Here is a 25,439-nt window from a genome sequence, read left to right on the forward strand (position 1 = left end):
GCCATTGCCTCAGGGAGAAACGTCATGAACGCCATGCGCATGTTCATCGCTCTTGTATGGCTTTCCGGACTGCTGCCAGGGATGGCGCAGGCATCGGATGCCGATCGTTTTGTTGCCGCCAGCCGCGGCCAGCAGGCGGAGCTCCTCACGCAGTGGGCCGCCGCGCCGGATGCCGCCAGGCTTCCGCTGCTTCAGTCCCTGCAAAAGGAAAACCTGTATACCGACAGCCAAAAGCACGCCTTTGCGAAGCGTAATGGCGAAATGGTTTCGCTCGGTGACGCCCGCGCGGCAGTAGGGCAAACCAAAGCCGTACGCCTGACAAACCGGCTGCGCGTGCTGGCTGCAACGGCCATTGCCACGCATCAGCTTGTTAGTGACAGTGTCACCGAAAGGCGGGCGGCAGCCCGGCAGCTGCAGCGGGATGCTCAGCCCGACATGCTCGCTTTTCTGGAAAAACGCGTTCGCGAGGAGACAGATGCCGTGGCGCGGCAGGCGCTGCTGCTGGCGGTGGCAAACCTCCAGCTGGCGAGCCCGCAGCCGGAGGTGCGCCGCAGGGCCGTCGAACTGCTTGGCCAGTCAGACGATCCGGACGTACAGTCCAGACTCACTCCGTTTACCCAGGCGCAGACCGAGCCGGACGCCGGCGTGCGCGCGGCCGCAGAAGAGAGCCTTAGCCAGATTACGCATCGCCTGATGTGGGGCGATCTGCTGGGCCAGGCGTTTATGGGGCTTTCTCTGGGGTCGGTGCTGCTGCTGGCCGCGCTTGGGCTCGCGATCACCTACGGTCTGCTGGGCGTCATCAATATGGCGCACGGCGAGATGCTGATGCTGGGGGCGTACGCCACGTGGATGGTGCAGCAGGCAATGGCCGGGCTTGCGCCTCAGTGGCTGGCGCTCTATCCCGTTATCGCCTTGCCGGTAGCGTTCTGCCTGACGGCGGGCATTGGAATGGTGCTGGAGCGCACCGTGATCCGTCACCTGTACGGTCGTCCGCTGGAAACGCTGCTGGCGACCTGGGGGATCAGCCTGATGCTCATCCAACTGGTACGCATGACCTTTGGTGCCCAGAACCTCGAGGTGGCAAACCCGGCATGGCTTTCCGGCGGGGTACAGGTTTTTGCTAACCTTACCCTGCCGTGGAACCGCATTGTGGTGCTGGGCTTCGTGCTGCTGGTGCTGTTCTTCACCTGGCTAATTCTGAATAAAACCCGTCTTGGTCTGAACGTGCGCGCGGTGACGCAAAACCGCAGCATGGCCGCCTGCTGCGGGGTACCGACCGGGCGCGTCGATATGCTGGCGTTTGGTCTGGGCTCAGGGATCGCCGGGTTAGGCGGCGTGGCGTTATCCCAGCTGGGTAACGTCGGGCCGGAGCTTGGTCAGGGGTACATCATCGACTCGTTTCTCGTAGTCGTTCTCGGTGGCGTAGGCCAGCTCGCAGGCAGCGTGGCTGCCGCGTTCGGGCTGGGCATTTTCAATAAAATCCTTGAGCCGCAGATGGGGGCGGTGCTGGGCAAGATCGTGATTCTGGTGGCGATCGTCCTGTTTATCCAGAAGCGCCCTCAGGGGCTGTTTGCGCTGAAAGGGAGGGTGATTGACTGATGAGCCAGCCGCTGACCTTAACGCTGGCGCGTAAAGCGCCGCGCACGACACAGATTGCAGGCAGCCTGCTGGTGGCGTGTCTGCTGATATTACCGTTTTTCGCCTTGCTGCCCGCCACGCATCCGCTGGCGCTGTCGACCTGGATGCTGACGCTCATCGGCAAGATCCTCTGCTATGCCATCGTTGCGGTGGCGCTGGATCTGGTGTGGGGCTACGCCGGCATGCTCTCTCTTGGACACGGCATCTTTTTCGCCCTGGGCGGCTATGCGATGGGCATGTACCTGATGCGCCAGGCGTCAGGCGACGGCCTGCCCGCGTTTATGTCGTTTCTCTCCTGGAGCGAGCTGCCGTGGTTCTGGTGGGGCACCCAGCACTTTGCCTGGGCGCTGGTGCTGATCGTGATGGTACCGGGTTTGCTGGCGCTGGTGTTTGGCTGGTTTGCCTTCCGCTCGAAGATCAAAGGGGTTTACTTCTCGATTATGACCCAGGCGCTGACCTACGCGGGCATGCTGCTGTTCTTTCGCAACGAAACCGGCTTTGGCGGCAATAACGGCTTTACCGGCTTCACCACGCTGCTCGGGTTTCCGGTGACGGAAACGACCACCCGCATCGCGCTGTTCCTGGCGACGGTGCTGTTGCTGCTTCTGGCGTTGGGCACCGGATTTGCGCTGGCGAAGAGCAAGTTTGGCCGCATCCTGACCGCCGTGCGCGACGCGGAAAACCGCCTCACGTTCTGCGGGTACGATCCGCGCGGGTTCAAGCTGCTGGTATGGACGCTCTCCGCCGTGCTGTGCGGCCTGGCGGGGGCGCTGTACGTTCCGCAGGTGGGCATTATTAACCCCGGTGAAATGTCGCCGACCAACTCGATAGAAGCCGCCATCTGGGTGGCGCTGGGCGGGCGCGGCACCCTGGTGGGGCCGGTGATTGGCGCGGCGCTGGTGAACGGGGCGAAAAGCTTCTTTACCGTTGCCATGCCGGAGTACTGGCAGCTGTTTCTGGGGCTGATTTTTATCGCCGTCACGCTGTTCCTGCCGCGCGGCGTCTACGGTCTGTTTCGTAAGGGAGAGAAATAATGCAGCCAACGGAAGAGTTATTTACCCGCCAGTTGCCCGGCGATCGCTACCGGGACCAGACTGACCCGGTGCTTCAGCTTGAGGCCATTAACGTCAGTTTCGACGGCTTCCAGGCGCTGACCGATCTCTCCCTGAATATCGGCGTGGGCGAGTTGCGCTGCGTGATTGGCCCCAACGGGGCGGGTAAAACCACGCTGATGGACGTGATCACCGGCAAAACCCGACCCAAAAGCGGGAGAGCGATTTACGACCAGTCCATCGACCTGACCGGGCTGGAGCCTGCGGCCATTGCCCGTCAGGGGATTGGCCGAAAATTCCAGAAACCCACGGTCTTTGAAGCGCTGACGGTGTGGGAGAACCTTGAGATCGCCATGAAAACCGATAAATCCGTCTGGGCGAGCCTGCGGGCAAAACTCAACGGCGAGCAGCGGGACCGCATTGACGAGATGCTGGTTCTTCTGCGCCTTGGCAGCGAGCGGGACCGTCGCGCCGGGCTGCTTTCGCACGGGCAGAAACAGTTCCTGGAGATCGGCATGCTGCTGGTGCAGGACCCGCACCTGCTGCTGCTGGATGAACCCGCCGCCGGGATGACCGATGCGGAAACGGAATACACCGCCGAGCTGTTCAAAACCCTGGCGGGCAAGCATTCCCTGATGGTGGTGGAGCACGACATGGGCTTTGTTGAAACGATTGCCGACCACGTCACGGTGCTGCATCAGGGGCGCGTGCTGGCGGAAGGCTCGCTTCGCGAGGTGCAAGCCAACGAGCAGGTGATTGAGGTCTATCTGGGCCGCTAAGGAGCGATGATGTTACAGGTTAACGAACTGAATCAGTACTACGGCGGCAGCCATATCCTGCGCGGCGTGAGCTTTGAAGCCGCTGCCGGCGAAGTCACCTGTCTGCTGGGGCGCAACGGCGTCGGGAAAACCACGCTGCTGAAGTGCCTGATGGGGTTGATCCCGGCGAAAACCGGGGAGGTCATCTGGCAGGGTAAAACGATCACCCACAGCAGGCCGCACCAGCGGGTGCAGTCCGGCGTGGCGTATGTCCCGCAGGGCCGCGAGATTTTCCCGCGCCTGACCGTGGAAGAGAACCTTTTGCTTGGGCTGTCGCGTTTTTCCGCCCGCGAGGCAAAGCAGGTTCCTGACGAGATCTGGCAGCTGTTTCCGGTTCTCAAAGAGATGAAGCACCGCCGCGGGGGCGATCTCTCCGGCGGGCAGCAGCAGCAGCTGGCGATTGGTCGCGCGCTGGCGAGCCGTCCGCAGCTGCTGATTCTGGACGAACCGACGGAAGGCATACAGCCTTCCGTCATCAAAGAGATTGGCCAGGTGATCCGCACCCTGGCAAACAGAGGCGACATGGCAATCCTGCTCGTCGAGCAGTTTTACGACTTTGCCGCCGAGCTGGCCGACAGCTATCTCCTGATGTCCCGCGGCACTATCATTCAGCGCGGGAGGGGCGAAAATATGGAGCAGGAGGGCGTTCGCGGGCTGGTTGCGATCTGAAATGTTATATTATAACATCCTCATTCTTATAAAACGGAATGAGGACGTTACTTTGGCTGCACATATTGGAAAATTTGCCATGACTCTGGGGGCGTTGCTGGTCAGCGGCCAGCTGTTTGCTCACTCGCACGGCCATCAGATGACCGAAGCGGAACAGAAGGCGGCAAACGGCGTGTTTGAGGATAAAGACGTAAAGGACAGAGCGCTGTCCGACTGGGACGGCACCTGGCAGTCGGTCTATCCGTTCCTGCTGGACGGTTCGCTGGATCCGGTCTTCAAACAGAAAGCGCAGAAGGATAAAAGCAAAACCTTTGACGAGGTGAAAGCGTACTACCGCAAGGGATATGCCACGGACGTGGATGCCATCGGCATTGAAAATAACGTAATGGAATTCCACAGAGGCAAGGCGGTCAGCAGCTGTCAGTATGACTACAGTGGCTACAAAATTCTGACCTACGCATCGGGCAAAAAAGGCGTTCGCTATCTGTTTGAGTGTAAGGATGCCGACAGCAAGGCGCCGAAGTTCGTGCAGTTCAGCGACCACATCATCGGGCCGAAAGCCTCATCGCACTTCCATATTTTTATGGGCAATACCTCCCACGAGGCGCTGCTGAAAGAGATGGACAACTGGCCGACCTATTATCCAAACGAGATGTACAAAGAGCAGGTGGTGGAGGAGATGCTGCACCACTGATGCGTTATTGCCGGGGGGCGGCTTCGCCTTACCCGGCCACTATTTTTTACGCCGCTTTGGGGGATTCGTTCCACGCCTTCACGCTCATTCCCCGCAAAATCATCAGCCAGGCAACGACGATGGCAACCATCATGATTGCAAACAGCGACCAGTGCGGCAGGTTGGTCAGGATAATGCCGGTGATCATCGGGTTTGCCGCCGCGCCGAGCCAGCCCAGCGCCTGTGCGGAAAAATAGCTCGCCTTCATCCCCGGCGGGGCGATGTTGTCGATCAGCATGTATTCACCCGGTGCGTAGATAATCTCACCCAGCGTAAAGATGGCGGCGGCGATGCCCCAGTAAATCAGGTTCTCCCCGGAGAGCATAAAGCCTCCGAGCCCCAGGATAAAAAACAGCGTTGCGGCGGTCATTAAAGGCCGAATATTGCTGGCGGAGATCTTCCGCCCCAGCGCGTACTGCAGCGTCACCACCACGGCGGCGTTAACGGGCAGCACCACGGCGACCACCTTCTGGGCAAAATCGCTGTCGGCATTGGCGGCCAGTACGTATTGCGAAATGCAGCTGGCGAACGATCCGCCCACGTAAGACGCGAGCAGGCCGGAGAGGGTGAACCAGAACAGGGCGCGATCTTTCAGCAGCACCGACGGCTGCCAGGGCATCTTCTCCTCGGCGGTATCCAGCGCGACGCTTTTTTGCACGAAGAAATGAATAAACCCGAGCGGCAGCGCGGCGCAGAAGGCCGCCAGCCAGAACGGCAGCTGCAGGCTGTACATCACCAGCAGGGTGCCAATCGGCGGCCCGATCGTCCAGCCAATGTTCAGGAAGCTGTAGTTGAGCGAGAAAACGCGCGCTTTCTGGCTGGAGGTCAGCACGTCCGAGAACCAGGCTTTCAGCACCGTCGAAAAGACGGAATAGGCGCAGTTAATCAGGGAAAAGAACAGCACTACCAGGGTGACGTTATCCACCAGCGGGATCGCGACAAAACCGGCGATAAAAGCCACGATCGCGATCAGCATGTAGCGTTTTTTATCAAACTTATCGGCCAGAATGCCAAATCCCAGGCTGAACACCACGCCAACGGTCAGCGCAATCGTCAGGGCATAACCAATATTCTCGACGCTCATATTAAACACGCGCGTGAGATAAATGGTCATGAACGGCAGCGTTGCCCCCCGACCGATGGTTAATAACAATGACGATGCCAGCAGCGCTGCGGTTGAGCGCCTGAGAGATGGTTTCATATTCCTTCCCGACGGTTGCTTATGCTTTTTTTAGACGAGTGTTAACAGGATTACCATGACATAAGGGGCTTGTATAGCACCCGATTTATCCCTAAGTGCTTCAGCTGCCTGCCAGAAATAATGATCTTCTCGCGGCACACTTTTTTCTGTTACCTTGAAGTGTTAACAAATTATTAATAATTCAGGGGCAGGGTATGACGCGTAAAGACGGACTGCTGGCGTTGCTGGTGGTCGTGGTATGGGGGCTCAATTTTGTGGTCATCAAGCTGGGATTGCACAACATGCCCCCGCTGATGCTGGCCGGTTTGCGTTTTATGCTGGTGGCGTTCCCGGCGCTCTTTTTCGTCGCCCGTCCGAAAATCCCGTTAAAACTGCTGCTGGGCTACGGTCTGACCATCAGCTTTGGCCAGTTCGCGTTTCTCTTCTGCGCCATCAAGTTCGGCATGCCGGCCGGTCTGGCCTCGCTGGTGTTACAGGCGCAGGCGTTCTTTACCATTATTCTCGGCGCATTTGTGTTTGGCGAACGCCTGCAGGGCAAGCAGCTGGCGGGGATAACGCTGGCGGTATTTGGCGTGCTGGTGCTGATTGAAGCCAGCCTGAACGGTCAGGATGTGGCGCTGCTCGGGTTTATGCTCACGCTGGCGGCGGGGCTGAGCTGGGCGTGCGGCAATATTTTCAATAAGCTGATTATGCAGCACGAGGCGAGGCCTCAGGTGATGTCCCTGGTGGTCTGGAGCGCATTGATTCCGATAATCCCGTTTCTGGTGGCGTCGTTTATTCTGGATGGCCCGGAGGTGATGCTGAACAGCCTGGTCGAGATCGATCTGACCACGATCCTTTCTCTTATCTATCTGGCGTTTGTCGCCACCATCGTGGGCTACGGGATCTGGGGTTCGCTGCTGGGACGCTATGAGACCTGGCGCGTCGCGCCGCTGTCTTTGCTGGTTCCGGTAGTGGGGCTTGCCAGTGCGGCGATACTGCTGGATGAAACGCTGAGCGCGCTGCAGCTGCTCGGTGCCGTGCTGATCATGGCCGGGCTGTACATCAACGTGTTTGGCCTGCGGGTTCGCCGGGCGGCGCGGGTAAGGGGATAGGGCATAAAAAAGCCCCGCGGCTGCGGGGCAAAAACGAATCAGAGGCCGTGCTGATTATAATAAGGCACGCCTAATTCGTCGGATTTGTCGCTACCAGCACCCATGTGGTTGAAATCATAAGGCGACTGGTCATGTGCTGACGGCAAAATCATCGTGTCATGATTATTTTGCTGCGTTGCACCTGGGGTTTGCTCCGCGAAGGTCTGGCTGGAAAACAGCACCAGCAAGGCGAGGGCGGCGGAGGCGGTAACTTTCATTTTTTCCTCGGTTACGTCTTTTACAGGCGATGATTAACTACAGTGTTTTAACGGATACAGGTAACGGGATTCACCCGGCACGCTGGTGATTCGGTACTTATGAGGCGGCACGTCAAAATAGTTCTTGAACGTACGCGTGAGGGTTTGCTGTGATTCAAATCCGTAACGCTCCGCCAGATAAAGGATCGGTTCATTGCTTTCTTTCAGTTTCTGGGCAATTTCCGTCAGCTTGCGGCTGCGAATATATTGACCTAATGAATGACCGGTCTCTTTTTTGAACATCCGTTGCAGGTGCCATTTGGAGTAACCTGAACGCTCAGACACTTTTTCAAGGGAGAGCGGCGATTCCAGGTTATCTTCGATCCAGTCCAAAATGCTATGAATAGTGATAGCGTCAGTATTGCGTCTGGACATCGTCATACCTCTTTTTCTGTTTACGGCAGTATTTTCTTCAGCAAAAGCTCAAGGGTAGCCACTTCATCTGCCGTTAAGTTTTTTGTTAGTTCCTGATGCAGTGTTTGTCCTACTAATTGATGACATTGCTCGCACATAGCCGCACCATCGCTGGTGAGCCTGACCAGTACGCCGCGTTTGTCATTCGGGTTAGGGCTTCGTTCTACCCATCCTTTGCAGACGAGACGATCGAGCATGCGGGTTAACGCACCCAGATCGACAGAGAGCACCTTTTTCAGCTCAACCGGCGTGATACACACTTCGCAGCGAATGGAACACAGCACTTTGAACTGTGTTGCGGTGATATCCAGCGGTGACAGGTAGTCATTGAGCAGGCGATCTTTTTTCTGGTTAACCATATGAATAAGACGACCCAGCGGAACAACGTCGTTAAAGATATCACTGGTGCTTTTCACAATGGTTGCCCTGGCAAGTAGTTTAATCACGGCAGATATTATTGCTCAGGCAAGTATAAGTCAACTGAATGAATCAGCCGATGCCACGAATTGCTAAAACGTTTCATGAACGATTTTTGCAACCTTTCAAATCAGGAAGATAACTAACGAGTATCGTTCCCAAAGGAAAACTATCGTTACGTTGCGCCGATGGCTGAACGTCACACTTTCACCCTATAATTGCGATGTTAAATATGGATAAGGACAACGACGCACTATGTTGGATTTGATAAAAGCAATTGGTCTCGGGCTGGTGGTACTGTTGCCGTTAGCTAACCCGTTAACGACGGTGGCGCTGTTCCTGGGGCTGGCAGGGAATATGAACAGCGCCGAGCGCAACCATCAGTCGATGATGGCTTCGGTGTATGTGTTTGCCATTATGATGGTGGCCTACTACGCCGGACAGCTGGTGATGAACACCTTCGGGATTTCAATTCCCGGGCTGCGTATTGCGGGCGGGCTGATTGTGGCCTTTATCGGCTTCCGCATGCTGTTCCCGGCGCAAAAAGCGCACGAGTCTCCGGAGGCAACCAGCAAATCTGAAGAGCTGGAGTCCGAACCGAGCGCGAATATTGCTTTTGTACCGCTGGCCATGCCGAGTACGGCCGGGCCGGGTACCATCGCGATGATCATCAGTTCTGCATCGACGGTGCGCGACAGCTCTACCTTCCCGGACTGGGTACTGACCGTTGCGCCACCGCTAATTTTTGCGCTTATTGGGGTTATCGTGTGGGCGTCTCTGCGCAGTTCCGGTGCGATCATGCGCTGGGTGGGCAAGGGCGGTATCGAGGCGATTTCCCGTCTGATGGGCTTCTTACTGGTCTGTATGGGCGTGCAGTTTATTATTAACGGCGTGCTGGAGATTATTAAGACCTACCACTGATGTCATTGCCGGGTGGCGGCTACGCCTTGCCCGGCACAAACGCACCTCACCCGTGCTGCCCCTGTTCCTCCAGCGCCACCGGCCACTTGCGGAAGATGAGTACCGACCAGACGAGCGCGACGAGCGCCGGAATCGCCCCCAGATAGCCAATCGCCGACATCGATACGTGTAGGCTAATCTGATTGCCCACCAGCGCCCCCGCGCCAATCCCCAGATTGAATATCCCCGAGAACAGCGACATCGCCACGTCCGTGGCATCCGGCGCCAGAACCAGGACTTTCACCTGCATACCGAGACCAATAATCATGATCGCCACGCCCCAGAACAGGCTCAGGATCGCCAGCTGGCTTTCGCTGCCTGACGCAGGCAGCAGCAGCACCAGGCACGCCAGCAGCAGGCCGATGGCGCTGCTCACCAGCAAGGAGGCATGCTGGTTACCCAGTTTACCAAACAGCACGCTGCCAATAATGCCCGCGCCGCCGAGAATGAGCAGTAAGAGGGTGGCAAAGTTTGCGCTAAAACCCGCGACCACCTGCACAAACGGTTCAATGTAGCTGTACGCCGTGTAGTGCGCGGTGACCACGATAACGGTAAGCAGGTAGATACTCAGCAGCGCCGGGCGACGCATCAGCAGCGGCAGGCTTTTCAGCGAGCCGGAATGTTCGCTTGGCAGCGCGGGCAGCAGCTTAATCAGACACACCAGCGTCACCAGCGCGCCCATGCCGATGGCAAAGAAGGTGGTACGCCAGCCGAAGTACTGTCCTACGATGCGGCCAATGGGCAGCCCCAGCACCATCGCCAGCGCGGTGCCGGTGGCAATCAGGCTCAAGGCCTGGGCGCGTTTACCCGCCGGCGCGAGCCGAATAGCCAGCGACGCGGTGATCGACCAGAACACCGCGTGGGCAAAGGCAATGCCGATGCGGCTAATGACCAGCACCGTAAAATTCCACGCCATAAACGACAGGACATGGCTGGCAATGAACAGGGCAAACAGGCCGATCAACAGCCTGCGCCGCTCCATCTGGCTGGTCAGCAACATAAACGGCAAAGACATCAGCGCCACCACCCAGGCGTAGATAGTTAACATAATCCCCACCTGCGCCGTTTCCATCTGGAAGCTTTCTGCTATGTCAGACAACAGCCCAACCGGAACAAATTCTGTGGTGTTAAAAATAAATGCGGCAATGGCCAGCGTGACCACGCGTAGCCACGCGACCCTGCGGGAAACTGTGTTCGTTGTCATAGGGATGTCGGAGATTCGTTGCTGGAAAGATGAGAAGGCGATCTTAAAACGGCATACGGCGAAAACTCAACCATTATGTGACGCAGATCTCAATATTTACCTTATGAAAGCGGTAGCCGGGGGCGTTGTTTTCATTGAATATAAAAGTACAACACAGCAAAGACAGGCGGTAAGACAATGCAGGAGATTGATTTTTATCTGGTAGATGCGTTCAGCAATACCTCGTTCGGCGGCAATCCGGCAGCGGTTTGCCCGCTGAACGAATGGCTGCCGGATGAGACGTTACTGAAAATGGCGCAGCAGCATAATCAGTCGGAAACCGCATTTTTCGTCTGCACTAAGGGCGGCATTGAGCTACGCTGGTTTACCACGCTCACTGAAGTCAATCTCTGCGGTCACGCCACCCTGGCCGCCGCGTACGTTCTGTTTAATGAACTCGATTACCCCGACTCGCGGATCCACTTTGATACCGCCTCTGGCCGACTGACGGTCAGCCGGGAGGGAGAGTGGATGACGCTGGACTTCCCGGCGTGCCCGACCCGTGAAGAGACGCCGCCGCCGGAGATGCTCGCGGCGCTCGGTATCCGCCATTACGTTGCAGCCCGTAAAGGCCGCGCCTGGGTGATTGTGCTGGAAAATCCCCGGCAGGTTGAAGCGCTTGCGCCGCGCTTTTCGGCAATGACGCCGGGCGAGCATAAAGTGAGCGTGACGGCACCGGGTGAAGGGGAATATGACTTTGTCAGCCGCTTCTTCTCACCGGGCGTTGCCGTTCCGGAAGATCCGGTGACTGGATCCGCGCACACGATGCTGATCCCCTACTGGAGCGAAAAGCTGGGGAAAACGGCAATGTTTGCCCGTCAGGTTTCGGCGCGCGGCGGGGATGTGCGCTGCGAGCTGAAAGGGGAGCGCGTATTGATGAGCGGTCAAGCGTCGTGCTACCTGAAAGGCACTGTGTATCTGCGCTAAAACTGATAACAAAAGAGGAAGAGACAATGCGGGAAATTGATTTTTATCTGGTGGATGCCTTCAGCGACAAAACCTTTGGCGGCAACGCGGCAGCGGTATGTCCTCTGGAAGAGTGGCTGCCGGACGAGACGCTTCTCAAAATGGCACAGCAGCATAATCAGTCGGAAACCGCGTTTTTTGTGCGAACCGACGGCGGATTTGAACTGCGCTGGTTCACCACGCTGCATGAAATTAACCTCTGCGGCCATGCGACCCTCGCGGCATCACACGTCATTTTTGAGTATCTGGACTATCCGCACACGGAAATCCACTTTACCACGCGCTTCGTGGGGGAGCTGACGGTCAAACGCAGCGGCGACTGGCTGACGCTGAATTTCCCCGCATGGTCCACGGAGGTCGTCGATAACCCACCGCCTGCACTGTTTAGCGCGCTGGGCATCCCGGCGGCAAAAGAGGTGCGCGTCGGGCGAGACTACTGCGTGGTGCTGGAGAGCCAGCAGCAGGTGGAGGCATTAATGCCGGATATTGGCGCGATGGTTCCGCTGGGCAAAATGGTCTGCGTAACCGCGCCGGGCGAAGGGGAATATGACTTCGTCAGCCGCTTTTTCTGCCCGGGCGAAGGGGTGCCGGAAGATCCGGTTACCGGGTCCACGCACAGCATGCTGATCCCCTACTGGAGTGAAAGGCTGGGTAAGACGTCGCTCAACGCCCGCCAGGTGTCGTACCGCGGCGGGGATCTTCGCTGCGAGCTGAAGGGAGATCGCGTACTCATTGCCGGCCAGGCCACGCTGTACCTGAAAGGGCGGATCTTTTTACGCTAGCGGCTGCGCGATAAGTTAATACTATGAAGCAGCCTGGCAGGCCTGCGCTATGTTGACATTGAGTTTCACAAATAAAGCAAGGAGCCTGCCATGTATTCCATTACCTCTGAATCTGCACGTCACCCGGACATTCTTATGCTGATTGCGGCCCTCGACCGTTATCAGAGCGAACTCTATCCCGCCGAAAGCAACCATCTGCTCGATCTTTCAGAACTGCCCGCGACATCCCTTATCCTGATGATCGTCCGCGACCCGCAGCTTCAGGCCGTTGGCTGTGGAGCTATCGTGCTCAACGGCGACGGAACGGGGGAGATGAAGCGGGTTTATATCGATCCGGCCCATCGCGGGCAACATCTGGCTGAGAAGCTGCTGGCCGCGCTGGAAGATGAGGCCCTGAGCCGTCACTGCCATACCGTACGGCTGGAAACGGGCATCAAACAGCATGCCGCGATTCGGCTTTATGAACGAAGCGGCTACGATCGGCGTCCGGCGTTTGCCCCATATGTGGACGATCCGCTTAGCCTTTTTATGGAGAAGGCGCTGGTTGAAGACGTTCGTTTAGCAGCGCTATAAACGCTTCCAGCTGGCGGGTCATCGCCCCGCGTCGCCACACCAGCCAGGTGGTGAGCCAGCGCCAGTTTTCCGCCAGCGGCCAGGCTTCAACCTGATGGTGGCCCGGCATACTTTCCAGCATTGTGCGCGGCATCAGTGCGATGCCCGCGCCCGCGATGACGCAGGCCAGCATGCCGTGATAGGACTCCATCTCATGAATGCGTCCCGGCGCGGCTCTGTCTGCATGAAACCAGCTCTCCAGGTGTCGGCGATACGAGCAGTTTGCGCGAAAGGCATAAACATCGCTGCCGCTCACCTGCGCAGCGCGCGTTACCTCTGTCTGCCCGGCAGGGGTGACCAGCATCATCTCTTCCCGGTAGACCGGCATCCCCTCCAGCTCCGGGTGCGACAGCGGCCCGTCGACAAAGGCGGCGCTCAGGGTTCCCTCCAGTACGCCATCAATCATCGTCCCGGACGGCCCGGTAGAAAGGGCAAACTGGATGCGCGGATAGCGCTGGTTAAACTGCGCCAGCGTCTCAGGGATGCGCACGGCGGCGGTGCTCTCCAGCGCGCCGAGGGCAAACAGCCCCTGCGGCTCATCGCCCGCAACGACCATGCGCGCTTCATCCACCAGCGCCAGGATCTGCCTGCTGTAGCGCAGGAAGTTATGCCCGGCGGGAGATAAGCGCAAGCGCTGGTTCTCACGAATAAACAGCTCCACGCCAAGATCGGCCTCCAGCTGGCGGATGCGGGTCGTCAGATTCGAAGGAACGCGATGCACCTTCTGCGCCGCCTGGGTGATGCTGCCCGTCAGCGCGACGGCGTTAAACATTTCAAGCTGGGTTAAGTCCATAGCATTCTCGTTTCGTGAATAAGGTGGTCAGTATTATTCATTTTTAAGAAATAGCAGAGTGAGCCACACTTAATCAACCGAAATGCGTGGAGAAAATCATGAAATATTCATCTGCTACACATGCTCTGTCCGTTAACCCTGCAACGGGTGAAACGCTCGCCTCGTATCCTTGGGCGACGCAGGAAGAGGTTGAACGTGCCATCGCGCTGGCTGATGCGGGCTTTCGTCACTGGCGGTGCGAAAGCGTAGCCCACCGGGCGCAGAAGCTGCGCGATCTCGGCACCGCGCTGCGCGGTCGCGCGGAAGAGATGGCCCGAATGATGTCCCGCGAGATGGGAAAACCCATTCAGCAGGCGCGGGCGGAAGTGGCGAAATCAGCGGGCCTTTGCGACTGGTATGCCGAACATGGCCCGGCGATGCTGAATGCTGAACCCACGCAGGTCGAGAATGACAACGCGGTCATCAAGTATCGTCCGCTGGGGCCAATTCTGGCGGTGATGCCGTGGAACTTCCCGCTCTGGCAGGTGCTGCGCGGCGCGGTGCCGATCCTGCTGGCAGGTAATAGCTATCTGCTCAAACACGCGCCCAACGTGCTCGGCTCGGCGGAACTTATCGCGCAGATTTTTGCGGACGCCGGCTTCCCTGAAGGGGTATTCGGCTGGGTGAACGCCACCAATGACGGCGTAAGCCAGGCGATTAACGATCGTCGCATTGCGGCGGTAACCGTTACCGGCAGCGTGCGCGCCGGGGCCGCCATTGGCGCGCAGGCGGGGGCGGCGCTGAAAAAATGCGTTCTTGAGCTGGGGGGGTCTGACCCGTTCATCGTTCTCAACGATGCCGACCTGGATCTTGCCGTGAAGGCGGCGGTAGCAGGGCGCTACCAGAATACCGGGCAGGTGTGCGCGGCGGCCAAACGGTTCATTGTGGAAGAGGGTATTGCAGACACTTTTACCCGACGCTTCGTTGACGCCGTCTCCGCGTTAAAGATGGGCTCGCCGGATGAAGAAGAGAACTACCTTGGCCCGATGGCGCGCTATGATCTGCGCGATGAACTGCATCAGCAGGTGCAGGCGAGCCTGGCAGAAGGGGCAACGCTGCTGCTGGGGGGAGAAAAAATCAGCGGTGAGGGGAATTATTACGCGCCAACCGTGCTGGCGAACGTCACCCCGTCGATGACGGCCTTCCGCCAGGAGCTGTTTGGTCCGGTCGCGGCCATTACCGTAGCGAAAGATGCGGCGCACGCCCTGACGCTTGCCAATGACAGCGACTTTGGCCTGTCTGCCACGGTCTTCACCGCCGACGCAGCGCTTGCGGATAAATTCTCTCGCGAGCTGGAGTGCGGTGGGGTGTTTATCAACGGATACAGCGCTAGCGACGCGCGCGTGGCCTTTGGTGGCGTGAAGAAAAGTGGCTTTGGCCGCGAGCTTTCCCATTTTGGTTTGCACGAGTTCTGTAATGTGCAGACGGTGTGGAAGGATCGCGTGTAATTTATTCGGCCCTCATCACGAGGGCCGTTGTCATTTATCTGCAATGGTTCTGTCATTTTCGTTTCGTAGACTCGCACGCGTCTAACGTCTTGTTACTGAAGAAAATTATGAACCTAACGCAAATTTTTCGCCGTATTGCGCAGCGTCTTATCCCTCGCCAGTTTGGCCTGCTGACGGGTATCTTTTGTATTATTGGCCTTTTCTCCGCGCTGCAGCTCTCCTCATCCTTTCTGCTGAACGCCTCCCTGAAGGAAGCTCAGCGCAATGAACGGCAAAACCTGCTGGCGTATCAGCAGCAGAGCAAGCTGGATCTGGCGCGCGTCTCTCTGCTGGCGGCGAGCGATCTGCTCAACCGCTCCGGCGTCTGGTTTATGCAGGATAAAGAAACCGGCTCGGAAGGAAGCTGGCACAGCCTGATGGACGACGCACAAAAGTCGCTGGCGGTTTCTCAGCAGGCATGGAAGGACTGGCTGGCGCTCAGCCCGCCAAAAGATGAAGCGCTGATTAACAGTTACCAGCTTTTCTACGATGCCATTAAGGAGCAATCGGAAGCGCTTGTCAGAACCAACTCCATTGATGCCTTTTTTGCCGTGCCGGCACAGGCGTTTCAGACCGACTTTAACGACAACTACGCGCGCTATCAGCAGGCCAGCGAGAAGCAGGCCATGCAGGGGCGTCAGGCCTTAATGGCGCAGCTCTCCGGTCTGCAAACGTTGTTCCTGCTGGCGCCGGTTCTGCTGCTCGCCATCGCCGCAGCCGTCTGGTTCGGCATGTCCAGGTGGGTGATTACGCCATTGCGTCGGCTTATTGCGCATATTAACCGGCTGGCCGCTGGAGATCTCTCCGGCACGCCGCCGAACGTGATGCGCTTTAACCGGGAGACGGGACAGCTTAGCGACAGCGTTGCCACCATGCAGCGCGGCTTGCAGCAGCTGGTGACGCAGGTCAGCCACGCCACAGCCACGATGGTGGAGAACATTGGCTCCCTCGCGGAGGGAAACCAGAAGCTTTACCAGCAGTCGGCGCGTCAGGCAAAGGAGCTGGAGGAGGTCACAGCGCATATCGCAGCGCTGGAAACCCACGTGGAAGGGAATACCGGCTATGCCCGGCTCGCCAGCTCGCGCGCGGATGAAGCGCGTCAGGCTGCCGCAGGAGGCGACCAGATGATGTCGACCGTGAATGCCTCCATGCAGGCGATCGTCGAGCGATCGTCAGAGATGCGCGGGATCGTGGCGATGATCGACAGCGTGGCGTTTCAGACTAACATTCTGGCGCTCAACGCCGCCATTGAGGCCGCCCATGCCGGAAACCAGGGGCGCGGGTTTGCCGTCGTAGCCCGGGAAGTCGGCCTCCTGGCGCGAAAGAGCAGCCACTCGACGCAGACCATTCAGGAGTTGATCAACCGCTCCGTGCAGGGCATTGAAGACGGCTCCCGCGCCGTGAATCTGATGGAAGAGAACCTGCAGCAGGTCACCGGTCTGGTGGGCAATTTAAGCAGTTTGCTGAATGAAATCTCGACCGCCACGCTCAGTCAGGGAGAAAGTATTCACCAGATGACGCGCCAGCTTCAGGCGCTGAATCAGGTCTCGCGCCAGACGGATCTGCTGGTTTCTGACGCCTCGGAGGCCTCTGAACGCCTGCAAAAGCAGTCCGATCTTTTATTGCAGGCCGTTTCGCGTTTTCGTCTTAGCGCCTGACGCAATACATTAGCCTCTGTTATACTCGCAGCCCGTTTTAGCCTGAGGGCAAGGAGCAAAGAGTGGCTGCGGTCATCCATAATGAGATGCTGGACGAGATTCTGGCGCAGGTTCGTCCGTTATTAGGAAAGGGGAAGGTAGCCGACTACATTCCGGCCCTTGCCTCGGTGAGCGGGAATAAGCTGGGCATCGCTATCTGTACCATAGACGGACAGCGATACCAGGCAGGCGATGCCACTGAACGCTTTTCTATTCAGTCTATTTCTAAAGTGCTGAGTCTGGTCGCGGCGATGCGCCAGTATGAGGAAGAAGAGATCTGGCAGCGCGTGGGAAAAGATCCGTCCGGCCAGCCCTTTAACTCACTGCTTCAGCTCGAAATCGAGCAGGGTAAACCGCGTAACCCTTTTATCAACGCCGGGGCGCTGGTGGTCTGCGATATGCTGCAAAGCCGCCTCAGCGCACCGCGTCAGCGAATGCTTGAGATTGTTCGTCAGCTTTCTGGCGTGGACGATATTGCCTATGATTCGGTGGTGGCGCGCTCGGAGTTTGAACACTCGGCCCGCAACGCGGCTATCGCCTGGCTGATGAAATCCTTCGGTAACTTCCACAACGACGTGGCGACCGTGCTGCAAAACTACTTCCATTACTGCGCCCTGAAGATGAACTGCGTTGAGCTGGCTCAGACGTTTCTGTTCCTTGCGCACCAGGGGCACGCGCCGCATCTCGATCAGGAGGTGGTTTCCCCGCTTCAGGCGCGTCAGGTTAACGCCCTGATGGCTACCAGCGGCATGTATCAGAACGCCGGGGAGTTTGCCTGGCGGGTTGGCCTTCCGGCCAAATCGGGCGTTGGCGGCGGGGTGGTGGCGATAGTGCCGCATGAAATGGCGATTGCCGTCTGGAGCCCGGAGCTGGATGAAACGGGAAATTCACTTGCCGGCGTGGCGGTTCTTGAGAAGCTGACCCAGCGCCTGGGACGTTCTGTATACTGATGTCTGACCTGGATCCCCTCTTTTCCCGCCTGGCGCGATCGACGTTTCGCTCGCGCTTCCGCTTAGGCAATAAGGAACGACAGTACTGCTGGGACAAAGGCCCCGAAACCATTGACCAGCATGCCGCCGATTTTGTCGCTAAACGCCTTGCACCCGCGCAACCCGCAAACGACGGCAAGCAGACGCCCATGCGTGGCCACCCGGTGTTTATCGCCCAGCATGCCACCGCGACCTGCTGCCGGGGCTGTCTGGCAAAATGGCATAACATTCCCCAGGGCGTGCAGCTGAGCGCGCAGCAGCAACATTATATCGTCAGCGTGATCCACCGCTGGCTGGTGATACAGATGAACGCCCAAAAATGATATTTAATGCGTTCTGCGCTTACCGCCTGCAGCCTCGTACCTGGCTGGCGGACGAGCAAATCGTCATAACGCATTGACGTGAAATGGATAGCGGCTTAACAGGACGTCGAACGCTGACAATGTCTCGGTTTAAGCTACGCTTTGAGTAACGCTTTACGTCAGGAGACATTATGAAAGCACCTGCAACACCTGAAAATGAAATTGACAGACTTAACGCGCTGCGCGAATCGGGTCTGCTTGAGATTGACAGTTCCCCGGCGTTTGACCGCTTAACGCGTCTGGCAAAACGCTTTTTCCAGGTACCGCTGGCCATGGTCAACCTTATTGATGAGCATACGCTGATCGTTAAGTCTGCGGATGGGCAGGCACCCGATTCCGTTCCGCGCAACATCTCTTTTTGTGGCCATACCATCCTCACCGAAGCACCGCTGATCGTCGGGGATATGCTTCAGGACGATCGTTTTGCGGATAACCCGCTGGTGGCCGGCGAACCTCGCGTGCGGTTTTACGCAGGCTTTCCGCTGCGTTTACGCAACGGCGCAAGCGTTGGCTCGCTTTGCCTGATTGACTACGCACCGCGGGAGTTCTCAGCGACCGATCTCGCCGTGCTGGGGGATTTGGGCGCGCTGGCTGAAGATGAGTTTGCGGCAATCAGCGCGGCGACCACGGATGAATTGACCGGATTATTCAACCGGCGGGGCTTTAACCAGCTCGTGCGGTTCACGCTCTCCATCGCCCGACGCCGGGCCGAGCCGTTAACGCTCGGCTGGCTGGATCTGGATCGTTTCAAGGAGATTAACGATCGCTACGGGCACGAAGAGGGGGATAAGGCGTTAAAGACCATGGCGCAGCTGATGCGCGCCTCTTTCCGCGAAGCGGATATGCTGGTTCGTTTTGGTGGCGATGAGTTTGCCGTGCTGTTTGCTGATACGGATGAGAAGGGCGCGTGGATTGCCATGCAGTATCTCGCCGAGCAGGTCGAAAACTACAATGCACGCAAGCTACATCCGTGGTCGCTTCTGTTCTCCTGGGGGCTGAGCGAATTCGATCATAACGGCAACGACCTGCAGCAGTGGCTCAAAGATGCCGATGAAAAAATGTATGCCATGAAGCAGCAGCGGCAGCGGGCCAGATGACATAACAAAAGCGTATGACCGTTCCGTTTGCGTTAATGAAATGTTAAATGCAAAGTGAGGGTATTCTTCGTAAGGACAAAAAAATGAATACCTCACTGCAAATCAAAAACCTCACCCGCGACGACATTCTCACCCATCTTGATGCGCTGGCCGGGATCCTCGAAAACTGCGTAAACGGCGGCGCATCCGTCAGCTTTATGCTGCCTTTTAACCTGGAGAAGGCCCGTTCATTCTGGCTCGGCATAGCTGACAGCGTAGGGCGCAACGAGCGCGTGGTGCTGGCCAGTATTGATCCGCAGGAGGGCGTCATCGGCACGGTGCAAATGATTACCGACCAGCCGGAAAACCAGCCGCACCGTGCGGACGTGGCAAAGCTGCTGGTTCATGAAAAAGCGCGTCGAAAAGGGGCCGCAATGGCGCTGATGGAAGCGCTGGAAGCGGAGGCCCGGGCCAGAAACATTTCGGTTCTGGTGCTCGATACCTCCACCGGCAGCGGCGCCGAAACCTTCTACCAGCGTGCCGGCTGGCAAAAGGTCGGTGAGATCCCGCGCTACGCCCTGATGCCGGACGGCGCTATGACGGCCACGTCGGTGTTCTATAAATTCTTATAATTTTTTCACAACCACGCCGGGGATTGATCGAAACAGGGTTTCTGGTCGTAAAGTTTTGATAAGTTATCGTACCAATCTTATCAGGCTGTATGACTAATCATAAAAGGAACCCTCTTGTGAACACGCTCAACCGTCGTGATTTTCCCGGTGCGCAGTATCCCGAACGCATTATTCAGTTTGGCGAAGGCAATTTCCTGCGTGCGTTTGTCGACTGGCAAATTGACCTTTTGAATGAACATACCGATCTCAACGCCGGTGTGGTTATCGTTCGTCCTATTCAGAGCGACTTCCCGCCGTCGCTGAACACGCAGGATGGGTTGTACACCACCATCATTCGTGGCCTGAATGAGCAGGGCGAAGAGGTGAGTGAAGCCCGACTTATCCGCTCTGTTAACCGTGAAATCAGCGTCTACGACGATTACGACGCCTTTCTGAAACTGGCACACAGTCCGGATATGCGCTTTGTTTTCTCGAACACCACCGAAGCCGGAATCAGCTATCACGCGGGGGATAAATTCGACGATGCGCCAGCCGTCAGCTACCCGGCGAAGCTAACGCGCCTGCTGTTTGAGCGCTTTAGCCACTTTAACGGCGCGCCTGACAAGGGCTGGGTTATCATTCCGTGTGAACTCATTGACTACAACGGTGACGCATTGCGTGAATTTGTGTTGCGCTATGCCCAGGAGTGGGCGCTGCCTGCCGCCTTTATCCAGTGGCTGAACGAGGCAAACTACTTCTGCTCAACGCTGGTTGACCGTATCGTGACCGGTTACCCGCGCGATGAAGTGGACACGCTTGAGGCCGAGCTGGGTTATCACGATGGGTTCCTGGACACGGCTGAACACTTTTATCTGTTTGTAATTCAGGGGCCAGCCTCGCTGGCTGGTGAACTGCGCCTGGATAAGTACCCGTTAAATGTGCTGATTGTCGACGACATCAAGCCCTATAAAGAGCGTAAAGTCGCCATTCTTAACGGTGCGCACACGGCGCTGGTACCGGTGGCCTATCAGGCCGGGCTGGATACGGTTGGCGAGGCGATGAATGATGAAGACGTGTGCGCTTTCGTCGAAAAAGCAATTTATGAGGAAATTATTCCGGTTCTCGATTTGCCCCGCGACGAACTGGAGTCGTTCGCCAGCGCGGTAACAGGGCGTTTTCGAAATCCCTACATCAGACACCAGCTGCTTTCCATCGCGCTCAACGGCATGACCAAGTATCGCACGCGTATTCTTCCGCAGCTGCTGGCAGGGCAGAAGGCCTCAGGTCAACTGCCAGCGCGTCTGACGTTTGCGTTAGCGGCACTGATCGCATTTTATCGCGCGGAGCGTAACGGAGCGAACTATCCGGTGCAGGATGATGCGTTCTGGCTGGAACGTTATCAACAGCTATGGGCGCAGCATCGCGATAATCAGCTCGCTACCCGCGAACTGGTGCACGCCGTGCTGAGCGTAGAAGCGCACTGGGAGCAGGACCTGACGAAGGTGGACGGTCTGGTTGATCAGGTGACGCGGGATCTTGATGCCATTCTGCTGAAGGGCATGCGCGCAGCGGTGAAGCCGCTTTGCTAATTACGTGACCCGGCTTCGGCCGGGTTTAAAAAGGCATTATTTTAGTTACAACATACTATTTACCCTGTTTTTAAAATCAAATGCAGCACCGTGCGGTTTTCATTCTTCAGGTGAGAGAATGCAATGTTCCGTTAACATGCTTGCAACCGTGATGGGGATCACGTTTAATAGCCACGCTCTTTTCTTGCCTGAAACTCACTATGATTGTTCGTCCTAAACAGCACTGGCTACAACTGATTTTTGTCTGGCACGGTTCGGTACTTCCCAAAATCTATACCCGACTGCTGCTCAACTTCCTGCTTTCTATCGCCGTTATCCTGATGCTGCCGTGGTATACCTCGCTGGGCATCAAATTTACCGTGGCGCCATTTAGCATTCTCGGCGTGGCGATCGCAATCTTTCTTGGTTTCAGAAACAACGCCTGCTATTCACGCTACGTTGAGGCTCGCCAGCTGTGGGGGCAACTGATGATAGCGGCACGCTCGCTGTTTCGCGAGGTAAAAAACACCTTGCCGGACGATAAGCACCTGGGGGAATTTGTCCGCCTGCAGATCGCCTTTGCCAACTGCCTGCGCATGACCCTGCGCCGGGAAATGAACGCTGATCAGCTCTCTCGCTATCTTGCCCCGGACGTTTTAGCTCAGGTAATGGGCGCCAACTCGCCGGCGAACCGTATTTTGCTGGTCATGGGGGAGTGGCTGGCCGTGCGGCGGCGTAACGGGCAGCTTTCGGACATCCTGTTCCACAGCCTTAACAACCGCCTGAACGATATGTCCATCGTCCTTTCCGGCTGTGAACGGATTGCGACAACGCCAGTGCCGTTTGCCTATACGCTGATTTTGCACCGCACGGTGTATCTGTTTTGCATCATGCTGCCGTTCGCGCTGGTTGTGGATCTGCACTACATGACGCCGTTTGTCTCGGCGCTGATCTCATACACCTTTATCTCGCTGGACACCCTGGCGGAAGAGCTGGAAGACCCGTTTGGCACAGAAGATAACGACCTTCCGCTGGACGCCATCTGCAACATGATGGAACGCGATCTGCTGCAGATGAACGATGAAGAGAACATTCCGGAGAGGCTGATGCCGGATAAGCACTATCAGCTGACCTGATGGGCGTTCCACTCGTCGCGGGTGATCTCCCACAGTTCGGAGTCCAATATCCCGCTGACGTAGGCTTTCTTTTCTGTTCTGATGAGCCGCATGCCGCTGCTGTCTGAAATACGACGGGAGCGGCTGTTCGCGGCGGCCTTCGGCGCCCGCAAAACGGGTTTGTTGAGCGTATTAAACCAGTAATCCGTCGCGGCAATGCTGGCCTCACGCATATATCCCTGTCCCTGAAACTCCGGCGCCAGCCAGAATCCGCGGTTATTATCGTCAACATCGTACAGACAGATAATCCCCATCAACGCATCCGGCACCTCACGACGGCGGATGCTCCAGATCCAGGCTATCCCTTTTGCCATATCCGGCAGCGCGACGTTATTCACATAGTTTTCCGCGCCATTATCCGGGTAGGGCCAGGGCACGGAAGAGACCAAATAGCGAACGATCTCCCAGCGCGGATACAGCTTTTGAATCTGAACCGCATCTTCGGCGACCAGCGGTTTCAGCAGGAGACGTTCTGTCGTGAGGGTCGGTATTGTCATCTGCGGATCTCCTTATTTAAGCGTTATGTTTTTGTTTGCGTTCTGGTATTTTCATCTCTATCACATTCTGGTGAGGCGTGCTGTGGTTATTCACTACCAAAACTGGGCAAAGTCTCTTTCATGACGAAATATCGAAGAGGTGATATGACGTTACGAACTGCTCATCCACAGGAAGCCGAAATACTCTGGAATATACGCAATCAGGCGATTCGTCACGGCTGCAAAACCAGCTACGACGCTGACGTGATTGCACGCTGGACGCCGGATCTTATGCCCGAGCATTACCGTCAAATGGTCATTGAATACCCTTTTTACGTGGTGGAAGACGAGAAGGGCGTCATTGCGGCTACCGGCTATCTGGATCTTGATACCCATTGTCTGGAGGCCATATTCACCTTGCCTTCAGCCACCGGAAAAGGCATGGCGACCAGAATTATCGAGGCGCTTACACACGAGGCGCGCAGCCGGGGGATAACCCGCCTGAGGCTGGATGCAACGCCTAACGCCCACTCCTTCTATCAGAAGCTGGGGTTTGTGACGCTGCGCGAAAACTATCATCACTCGCGTATGGCGGGGGCTGATTTACGCTGTTTTGAAATGGCAATCGACTTGTAATGTGAGGAACGCATGGCTGTCACGGTAAGACCTCTACGCGAAGACGACTATCCCCAGTGGCGACCGCTGTGGGATGGCTATACCCATTTTTATGATTGCTACCTAGAGGAGTCCGTTACCGCATCGACATGGGAAAGGGCGCTCTCAGCGCATTCACCGATGTTCTGCCGCGTGGTAGAGAAAGACGCAAAGGTCATCGGTTTCGCAATGTGTGTTCTGCACGAAGGAACCTGGTCAACCGCGCCCATCTGCTACCTGGAAGATCTGTTTGTTGATGTAGCCGAGCGCGGCGCGGGAGCGGGTAAGGCGCTGATTGATGCCTTGATAGCGGAAGGCAAGCGCGAAGGGTGGTCAAAGCTCTACTGGGTTACCCGGGAGAACAATCCGGCACGTAAACTCTACGATCGATACGGTGACGCTGACGATTACGTCCGCTATCGTCTCTCCCTTTAAGGCAAAAACGCCTGTGTTTGTATCACACTGTATCCGTGTTCCAGATACATACACAGGCTTGCAATAAACGCGTTTCCGCACATATCCGCTATACATTGAACTGTTGTTATATCCCCGTGAATTGTACTCAACCGGAGATACCAACATGTTCAGCAAACTCGCTTATTCAACGCTTGCTCTCACCGTTTCCCTTGGCACCGTCATGTCATGTCAGGCCGAAGTCACCGGCACTAACTTAGCGGCGGCTTTCGATCGTCCACAGCAAATTAACGCCGGCGATCTTAACGTCGGGTATGTCGACATTGGTCCTCAAGACGGCCAACCGGTCATTCTGTTACACGGCTGGCCCTACGATATTCACAGCTACGCTGAAGTCGCGCCAGCGCTGGCGGCAAAAGGCTATCGCGTGATTGTGCCTTCTCTGCGCGGCTACGGTACTACGCGCTTCCTGTCGGCAAAAACGCCGCGCAACGGCCAGCCTTCCGCGATGGCGAAAGATATCGTGAACCTGATGGACGCCCTGAATATCAAGCAGGCGGTGTTTGCAGGCTATGACTGGGGTGCCCGTACGGCCGATATCGTTGCGGCGCTGTGGCCAGAGCGCGTTAAGTCGCTCGTTTCGGTAAGTGGTTATCTCATCAGCAGCCAGCAGATTGGCAAACAGCCGTTGCCGCCAAAAGCAGAGCAGCAGTGGTGGTATCAGTTCTATTTCGCCACCGAGCGCGGCGCTGAAGGCTATGCCAAAAACACGCATGACTTCGCTCGTTTGATCTGGTCTCAGGCCTCACCTGACTGGAAATTTAGCGACGCTGTCTTTAACGCCAGCGCCAAATCCCTTGATAACCCGGATCACGTTGCGGTAACGCTCAGCAACTATCGCTGGCGCTTAGGGCTGGAAAAAGGCGAGCGCAAATACGACGCCTACGAGCAAAAACTGGCCACGCTGCCGAATATCACCGTTCCGACGATCACCATCGAAGGCGGAAACAACGGGGCGCCGCATCCGGCACCGCAGGCCTACGCGGGTAAATTCACCGGTAAGTATGAACACCGTACCTTCGGCGCAACCGTGGGGCACAATCCGCCTCAGGAAGATCCGCAGGATTTCGTCAAGGCAGTTGTTGACGCTGACAAACTCTGAAATGTGCTATTTTCAGTACGTTACCCTTCGGTCTGGAGATT

28 protein-coding genes are annotated in these 25,439 nt (G+C 57.0%); 21 read left to right on the forward strand and 7 right to left on the reverse strand.

What is annotated here, in order from left to right; all coding sequences use genetic code 11:
• The first annotated feature begins 24 nt into the window (after window positions 1-24).
• The 5 genes from urtB to zinT are packed head-to-tail and all read left to right on the forward strand — an operon-like array spanning window position 25 to window position 4,871.
• Window positions 25-1,599, forward strand: a complete 1,575-nt coding sequence (gene urtB / locus IM271_RS00270; RefSeq protein WP_193051946.1) for an urea ABC transporter permease subunit UrtB — start codon at window positions 25-27, stop codon at window positions 1,597-1,599.
• Window positions 1,599-2,672 carry an urea ABC transporter permease subunit UrtC gene (urtC, locus tag IM271_RS00275; RefSeq protein WP_193051947.1) on the forward strand — a complete coding sequence of 358 codons (1,074 nt, stop codon included), beginning with the start codon at window positions 1,599-1,601 and terminating at the stop codon, window positions 2,670-2,672. The genes urtB and urtC overlap by 1 nt, the downstream gene beginning before the upstream one ends.
• Window positions 2,672-3,469, forward strand: a complete 798-nt coding sequence (urtD, locus tag IM271_RS00280) for an urea ABC transporter ATP-binding protein UrtD (protein ID WP_041910005.1) — start codon at window positions 2,672-2,674, stop codon at window positions 3,467-3,469. Before urtC ends, urtD begins: the two co-directional genes overlap by 1 nt.
• A gap of 9 nt (window positions 3,470-3,478) precedes the next feature.
• Complete coding sequence (gene urtE, locus IM271_RS00285) at window positions 3,479-4,177, forward strand: urea ABC transporter ATP-binding subunit UrtE (protein ID WP_048958836.1); 699 nt, start codon at window positions 3,479-3,481, stop codon at window positions 4,175-4,177.
• A 52-nt stretch (window positions 4,178-4,229) separates the two neighbouring features.
• Complete coding sequence (zinT, locus tag IM271_RS00290) at window positions 4,230-4,871, forward strand: metal-binding protein ZinT (protein ID WP_041910003.1); 642 nt, start codon at window positions 4,230-4,232, stop codon at window positions 4,869-4,871.
• A gap of 46 nt (window positions 4,872-4,917) precedes the next feature.
• On the opposite strand, the gene ydeE is transcribed toward zinT, so the two are convergent.
• Window positions 4,918-6,111, reverse strand: a complete 1,194-nt coding sequence (ydeE, locus tag IM271_RS00295) for an efflux MFS transporter YdeE (RefSeq protein ID WP_028013136.1) — start codon at window positions 6,109-6,111, stop codon at window positions 4,918-4,920.
• Between the two features lie 194 nt (window positions 6,112-6,305).
• On the opposite strand from ydeE, the gene eamA reads away from it, so the two are divergent.
• Entirely contained in the window at window positions 6,306-7,205 is a 900-nt protein-coding gene (gene eamA, locus IM271_RS00300; RefSeq protein ID WP_028013137.1) for an O-acetylserine/cysteine exporter, read from the forward strand.
• Between the two features lie 38 nt (window positions 7,206-7,243).
• Here the strand turns inward: eamA and marB are convergent, their stop codons facing one another.
• The 3 genes from marB to marR are packed head-to-tail and all read right to left on the reverse strand — an operon-like array spanning window position 7,244 to window position 8,331.
• Window positions 7,244-7,462 carry a multiple antibiotic resistance protein MarB gene (marB, locus tag IM271_RS00305; RefSeq protein ID WP_028013138.1) on the reverse strand — a complete coding sequence of 73 codons (219 nt, stop codon included), beginning with the start codon at window positions 7,460-7,462 and terminating at the stop codon, window positions 7,244-7,246.
• A 33-nt stretch (window positions 7,463-7,495) separates the two neighbouring features.
• Window positions 7,496-7,876, reverse strand: a complete 381-nt coding sequence (gene marA, locus IM271_RS00310) for an MDR efflux pump AcrAB transcriptional activator MarA (protein ID WP_008502237.1) — start codon at window positions 7,874-7,876, stop codon at window positions 7,496-7,498.
• Window positions 7,877-7,896: 20 nt separating this feature from the next.
• Window positions 7,897-8,331, reverse strand: a complete 435-nt coding sequence (marR, locus tag IM271_RS00315; RefSeq protein ID WP_028013139.1) for a multiple antibiotic resistance transcriptional regulator MarR — start codon at window positions 8,329-8,331, stop codon at window positions 7,897-7,899.
• Between the two features lie 256 nt (window positions 8,332-8,587).
• Between marR and IM271_RS00320 the strand changes: the two genes are divergently transcribed.
• A complete protein-coding gene (locus IM271_RS00320; protein ID WP_041909999.1) occupies window positions 8,588-9,253 on the forward strand; it encodes a MarC family NAAT transporter in 666 nt (221 codons plus the stop codon).
• 46 nt (window positions 9,254-9,299) lie between these two features.
• On the opposite strand, the gene IM271_RS00325 is transcribed toward IM271_RS00320, so the two are convergent.
• Window positions 9,300-10,496 (reverse strand): sugar transporter, encoded by a 1,197-nt coding sequence (locus tag IM271_RS00325; RefSeq protein WP_193051948.1) that lies wholly within the window; start codon window positions 10,494-10,496, stop codon window positions 9,300-9,302.
• A gap of 177 nt (window positions 10,497-10,673) precedes the next feature.
• On the opposite strand from IM271_RS00325, the gene IM271_RS00330 reads away from it, so the two are divergent.
• The 3 genes from IM271_RS00330 (at window position 10,674) to IM271_RS00340 (ending at window position 12,856) form a co-directional block, all read left to right on the forward strand.
• On the forward strand, window positions 10,674-11,462 hold the full coding sequence (locus IM271_RS00330; protein ID WP_049137834.1) for a PhzF family phenazine biosynthesis protein: 789 nt from the start codon (window positions 10,674-10,676) through the stop codon (window positions 11,460-11,462).
• Between the two features lie 26 nt (window positions 11,463-11,488).
• Window positions 11,489-12,283, forward strand: a complete 795-nt coding sequence (locus tag IM271_RS00335; RefSeq protein WP_045260511.1) for a PhzF family phenazine biosynthesis protein — start codon at window positions 11,489-11,491, stop codon at window positions 12,281-12,283.
• Window positions 12,284-12,373: 90 nt separating this feature from the next.
• Complete coding sequence (locus IM271_RS00340; protein ID WP_047368544.1) at window positions 12,374-12,856, forward strand: GNAT family N-acetyltransferase; 483 nt, start codon at window positions 12,374-12,376, stop codon at window positions 12,854-12,856.
• Here IM271_RS00340 and IM271_RS00345 read toward each other — a convergent pair.
• Entirely contained in the window at window positions 12,810-13,688 is an 879-nt protein-coding gene (locus tag IM271_RS00345; protein WP_163332330.1) for a LysR family transcriptional regulator, read from the reverse strand. The two genes, IM271_RS00340 and IM271_RS00345, sit on opposite strands and share 47 nt — an antisense overlap.
• A gap of 98 nt (window positions 13,689-13,786) precedes the next feature.
• Here IM271_RS00345 and sad point away from each other — a divergent pair, with 98 nt between their 5' ends.
• The 8 genes from sad to IM271_RS00385 all read left to right on the forward strand — a co-directional run bounded on the left by sad (window position 13,787) and on the right by IM271_RS00385 (window position 22,653).
• The gene (gene sad / locus IM271_RS00350) at window positions 13,787-15,175 is read left to right on the forward strand and encodes a succinate-semialdehyde dehydrogenase (RefSeq protein ID WP_193051949.1); all 1,389 of its coding nucleotides are present in this window, start codon (window positions 13,787-13,789) and stop codon (window positions 15,173-15,175) included.
• Between the two features lie 107 nt (window positions 15,176-15,282).
• Window positions 15,283-16,872, forward strand: coding sequence for a methyl-accepting chemotaxis protein (locus IM271_RS00355; protein WP_193051950.1), 1,590 nt, complete (start codon window positions 15,283-15,285; stop codon window positions 16,870-16,872).
• A gap of 62 nt (window positions 16,873-16,934) precedes the next feature.
• Window positions 16,935-17,861 carry a glutaminase B gene (glsB, locus tag IM271_RS00360; protein WP_028013148.1) on the forward strand — a complete coding sequence of 309 codons (927 nt, stop codon included), beginning with the start codon at window positions 16,935-16,937 and terminating at the stop codon, window positions 17,859-17,861.
• A complete protein-coding gene (locus tag IM271_RS00365; RefSeq protein ID WP_045260515.1) occupies window positions 17,861-18,223 on the forward strand; it encodes a DUF4186 domain-containing protein in 363 nt (120 codons plus the stop codon). Before glsB ends, IM271_RS00365 begins: the two co-directional genes overlap by 1 nt.
• A 170-nt stretch (window positions 18,224-18,393) precedes the next feature.
• Window positions 18,394-19,359: a sensor domain-containing diguanylate cyclase gene (locus tag IM271_RS00370; protein ID WP_028013150.1), complete on the forward strand. Its 966-nt coding sequence runs from the start codon at window positions 18,394-18,396 to the stop codon at window positions 19,357-19,359.
• Window positions 19,360-19,442: 83 nt separating this feature from the next.
• A complete protein-coding gene (locus IM271_RS00375; protein ID WP_028013151.1) occupies window positions 19,443-19,970 on the forward strand; it encodes a GNAT family N-acetyltransferase in 528 nt (175 codons plus the stop codon).
• Window positions 19,971-20,086: 116 nt separating this feature from the next.
• Window positions 20,087-21,538, forward strand: coding sequence for a tagaturonate reductase (locus IM271_RS00380; protein ID WP_193051951.1), 1,452 nt, complete (start codon window positions 20,087-20,089; stop codon window positions 21,536-21,538).
• Between the two features lie 200 nt (window positions 21,539-21,738).
• The gene (locus IM271_RS00385; protein ID WP_028013153.1) at window positions 21,739-22,653 is read left to right on the forward strand and encodes a bestrophin family protein; all 915 of its coding nucleotides are present in this window, start codon (window positions 21,739-21,741) and stop codon (window positions 22,651-22,653) included.
• On the opposite strand, the gene IM271_RS00390 is transcribed toward IM271_RS00385, so the two are convergent.
• Window positions 22,641-23,189: a GNAT family N-acetyltransferase gene (locus IM271_RS00390; protein ID WP_028013154.1), complete on the reverse strand. Its 549-nt coding sequence runs from the start codon at window positions 23,187-23,189 to the stop codon at window positions 22,641-22,643. The two genes, IM271_RS00385 and IM271_RS00390, sit on opposite strands and share 13 nt — an antisense overlap.
• Before the next feature lie 144 nt (window positions 23,190-23,333).
• Between IM271_RS00390 and IM271_RS00395 the strand changes: the two genes are divergently transcribed.
• The 3 genes from IM271_RS00395 (at window position 23,334) to IM271_RS00405 (ending at window position 25,398) form a co-directional block, all read left to right on the forward strand.
• Complete coding sequence (locus IM271_RS00395) at window positions 23,334-23,804, forward strand: GNAT family N-acetyltransferase (RefSeq protein WP_136343270.1); 471 nt, start codon at window positions 23,334-23,336, stop codon at window positions 23,802-23,804.
• Window positions 23,805-23,816: 12 nt separating this feature from the next.
• Window positions 23,817-24,257, forward strand: a complete 441-nt coding sequence (locus IM271_RS00400) for a GNAT family N-acetyltransferase (protein WP_193051952.1) — start codon at window positions 23,817-23,819, stop codon at window positions 24,255-24,257.
• Window positions 24,258-24,402: 145 nt separating this feature from the next.
• Entirely contained in the window at window positions 24,403-25,398 is a 996-nt protein-coding gene (locus IM271_RS00405; protein ID WP_193051953.1) for an alpha/beta fold hydrolase, read from the forward strand.
• The last annotated feature ends 41 nt before the right edge of the window (window positions 25,399-25,439 follow it).

Origin of the sequence: Enterobacter cloacae complex sp. I3, from assembly GCF_014896175.1 — a bacterium.
Lineage (GTDB): Bacteria > Pseudomonadota > Gammaproteobacteria > Enterobacterales > Enterobacteriaceae > Enterobacter > Enterobacter bugandensis.

Coding starts and splice junctions, on each gene's coding strand:
- ydeE (WP_028013136.1), bottom strand. CDS start 6,111: ATGAAACCATCTCTCAGGCGCTCAACCGCAGCGCTGCTGGCATCGTCA.
- IM271_RS00335 (WP_045260511.1), top strand. CDS start 11,489: ATGCGGGAAATTGATTTTTATCTGGTGGATGCCTTCAGCGACAAAACC.
- eamA (WP_028013137.1), top strand. CDS start 6,306: ATGACGCGTAAAGACGGACTGCTGGCGTTGCTGGTGGTCGTGGTATGG.
- IM271_RS00325 (WP_193051948.1), bottom strand. CDS start 10,496: ATGACAACGAACACAGTTTCCCGCAGGGTCGCGTGGCTACGCGTGGTC.
- urtC (WP_193051947.1), top strand. CDS start 1,599: ATGAGCCAGCCGCTGACCTTAACGCTGGCGCGTAAAGCGCCGCGCACG.
- marB (WP_028013138.1), bottom strand. CDS start 7,462: ATGAAAGTTACCGCCTCCGCCGCCCTCGCCTTGCTGGTGCTGTTTTCC.
- IM271_RS00385 (WP_028013153.1), top strand. CDS start 21,739: ATGATTGTTCGTCCTAAACAGCACTGGCTACAACTGATTTTTGTCTGG.
- IM271_RS00400 (WP_193051952.1), top strand. CDS start 23,817: ATGGCTGTCACGGTAAGACCTCTACGCGAAGACGACTATCCCCAGTGG.
- IM271_RS00355 (WP_193051950.1), top strand. CDS start 15,283: ATGAACCTAACGCAAATTTTTCGCCGTATTGCGCAGCGTCTTATCCCT.
- IM271_RS00405 (WP_193051953.1), top strand. CDS start 24,403: ATGTTCAGCAAACTCGCTTATTCAACGCTTGCTCTCACCGTTTCCCTT.
- IM271_RS00395 (WP_136343270.1), top strand. CDS start 23,334: ATGACGTTACGAACTGCTCATCCACAGGAAGCCGAAATACTCTGGAAT.
- urtB (WP_193051946.1), top strand. CDS start 25: ATGAACGCCATGCGCATGTTCATCGCTCTTGTATGGCTTTCCGGACTG.
- IM271_RS00375 (WP_028013151.1), top strand. CDS start 19,443: ATGAATACCTCACTGCAAATCAAAAACCTCACCCGCGACGACATTCTC.
- marA (WP_008502237.1), bottom strand. CDS start 7,876: ATGTCCAGACGCAATACTGACGCTATCACTATTCATAGCATTTTGGAC.
- IM271_RS00340 (WP_047368544.1), top strand. CDS start 12,374: ATGTATTCCATTACCTCTGAATCTGCACGTCACCCGGACATTCTTATG.
- sad (WP_193051949.1), top strand. CDS start 13,787: ATGAAATATTCATCTGCTACACATGCTCTGTCCGTTAACCCTGCAACG.
- IM271_RS00390 (WP_028013154.1), bottom strand. CDS start 23,189: ATGACAATACCGACCCTCACGACAGAACGTCTCCTGCTGAAACCGCTG.
- urtD (WP_041910005.1), top strand. CDS start 2,672: ATGCAGCCAACGGAAGAGTTATTTACCCGCCAGTTGCCCGGCGATCGC.
- IM271_RS00365 (WP_045260515.1), top strand. CDS start 17,861: ATGTCTGACCTGGATCCCCTCTTTTCCCGCCTGGCGCGATCGACGTTT.
- IM271_RS00370 (WP_028013150.1), top strand. CDS start 18,394: ATGAAAGCACCTGCAACACCTGAAAATGAAATTGACAGACTTAACGCG.
- IM271_RS00320 (WP_041909999.1), top strand. CDS start 8,588: ATGTTGGATTTGATAAAAGCAATTGGTCTCGGGCTGGTGGTACTGTTG.
- urtE (WP_048958836.1), top strand. CDS start 3,479: ATGTTACAGGTTAACGAACTGAATCAGTACTACGGCGGCAGCCATATC.
- IM271_RS00345 (WP_163332330.1), bottom strand. CDS start 13,688: ATGGACTTAACCCAGCTTGAAATGTTTAACGCCGTCGCGCTGACGGGC.
- IM271_RS00330 (WP_049137834.1), top strand. CDS start 10,674: ATGCAGGAGATTGATTTTTATCTGGTAGATGCGTTCAGCAATACCTCG.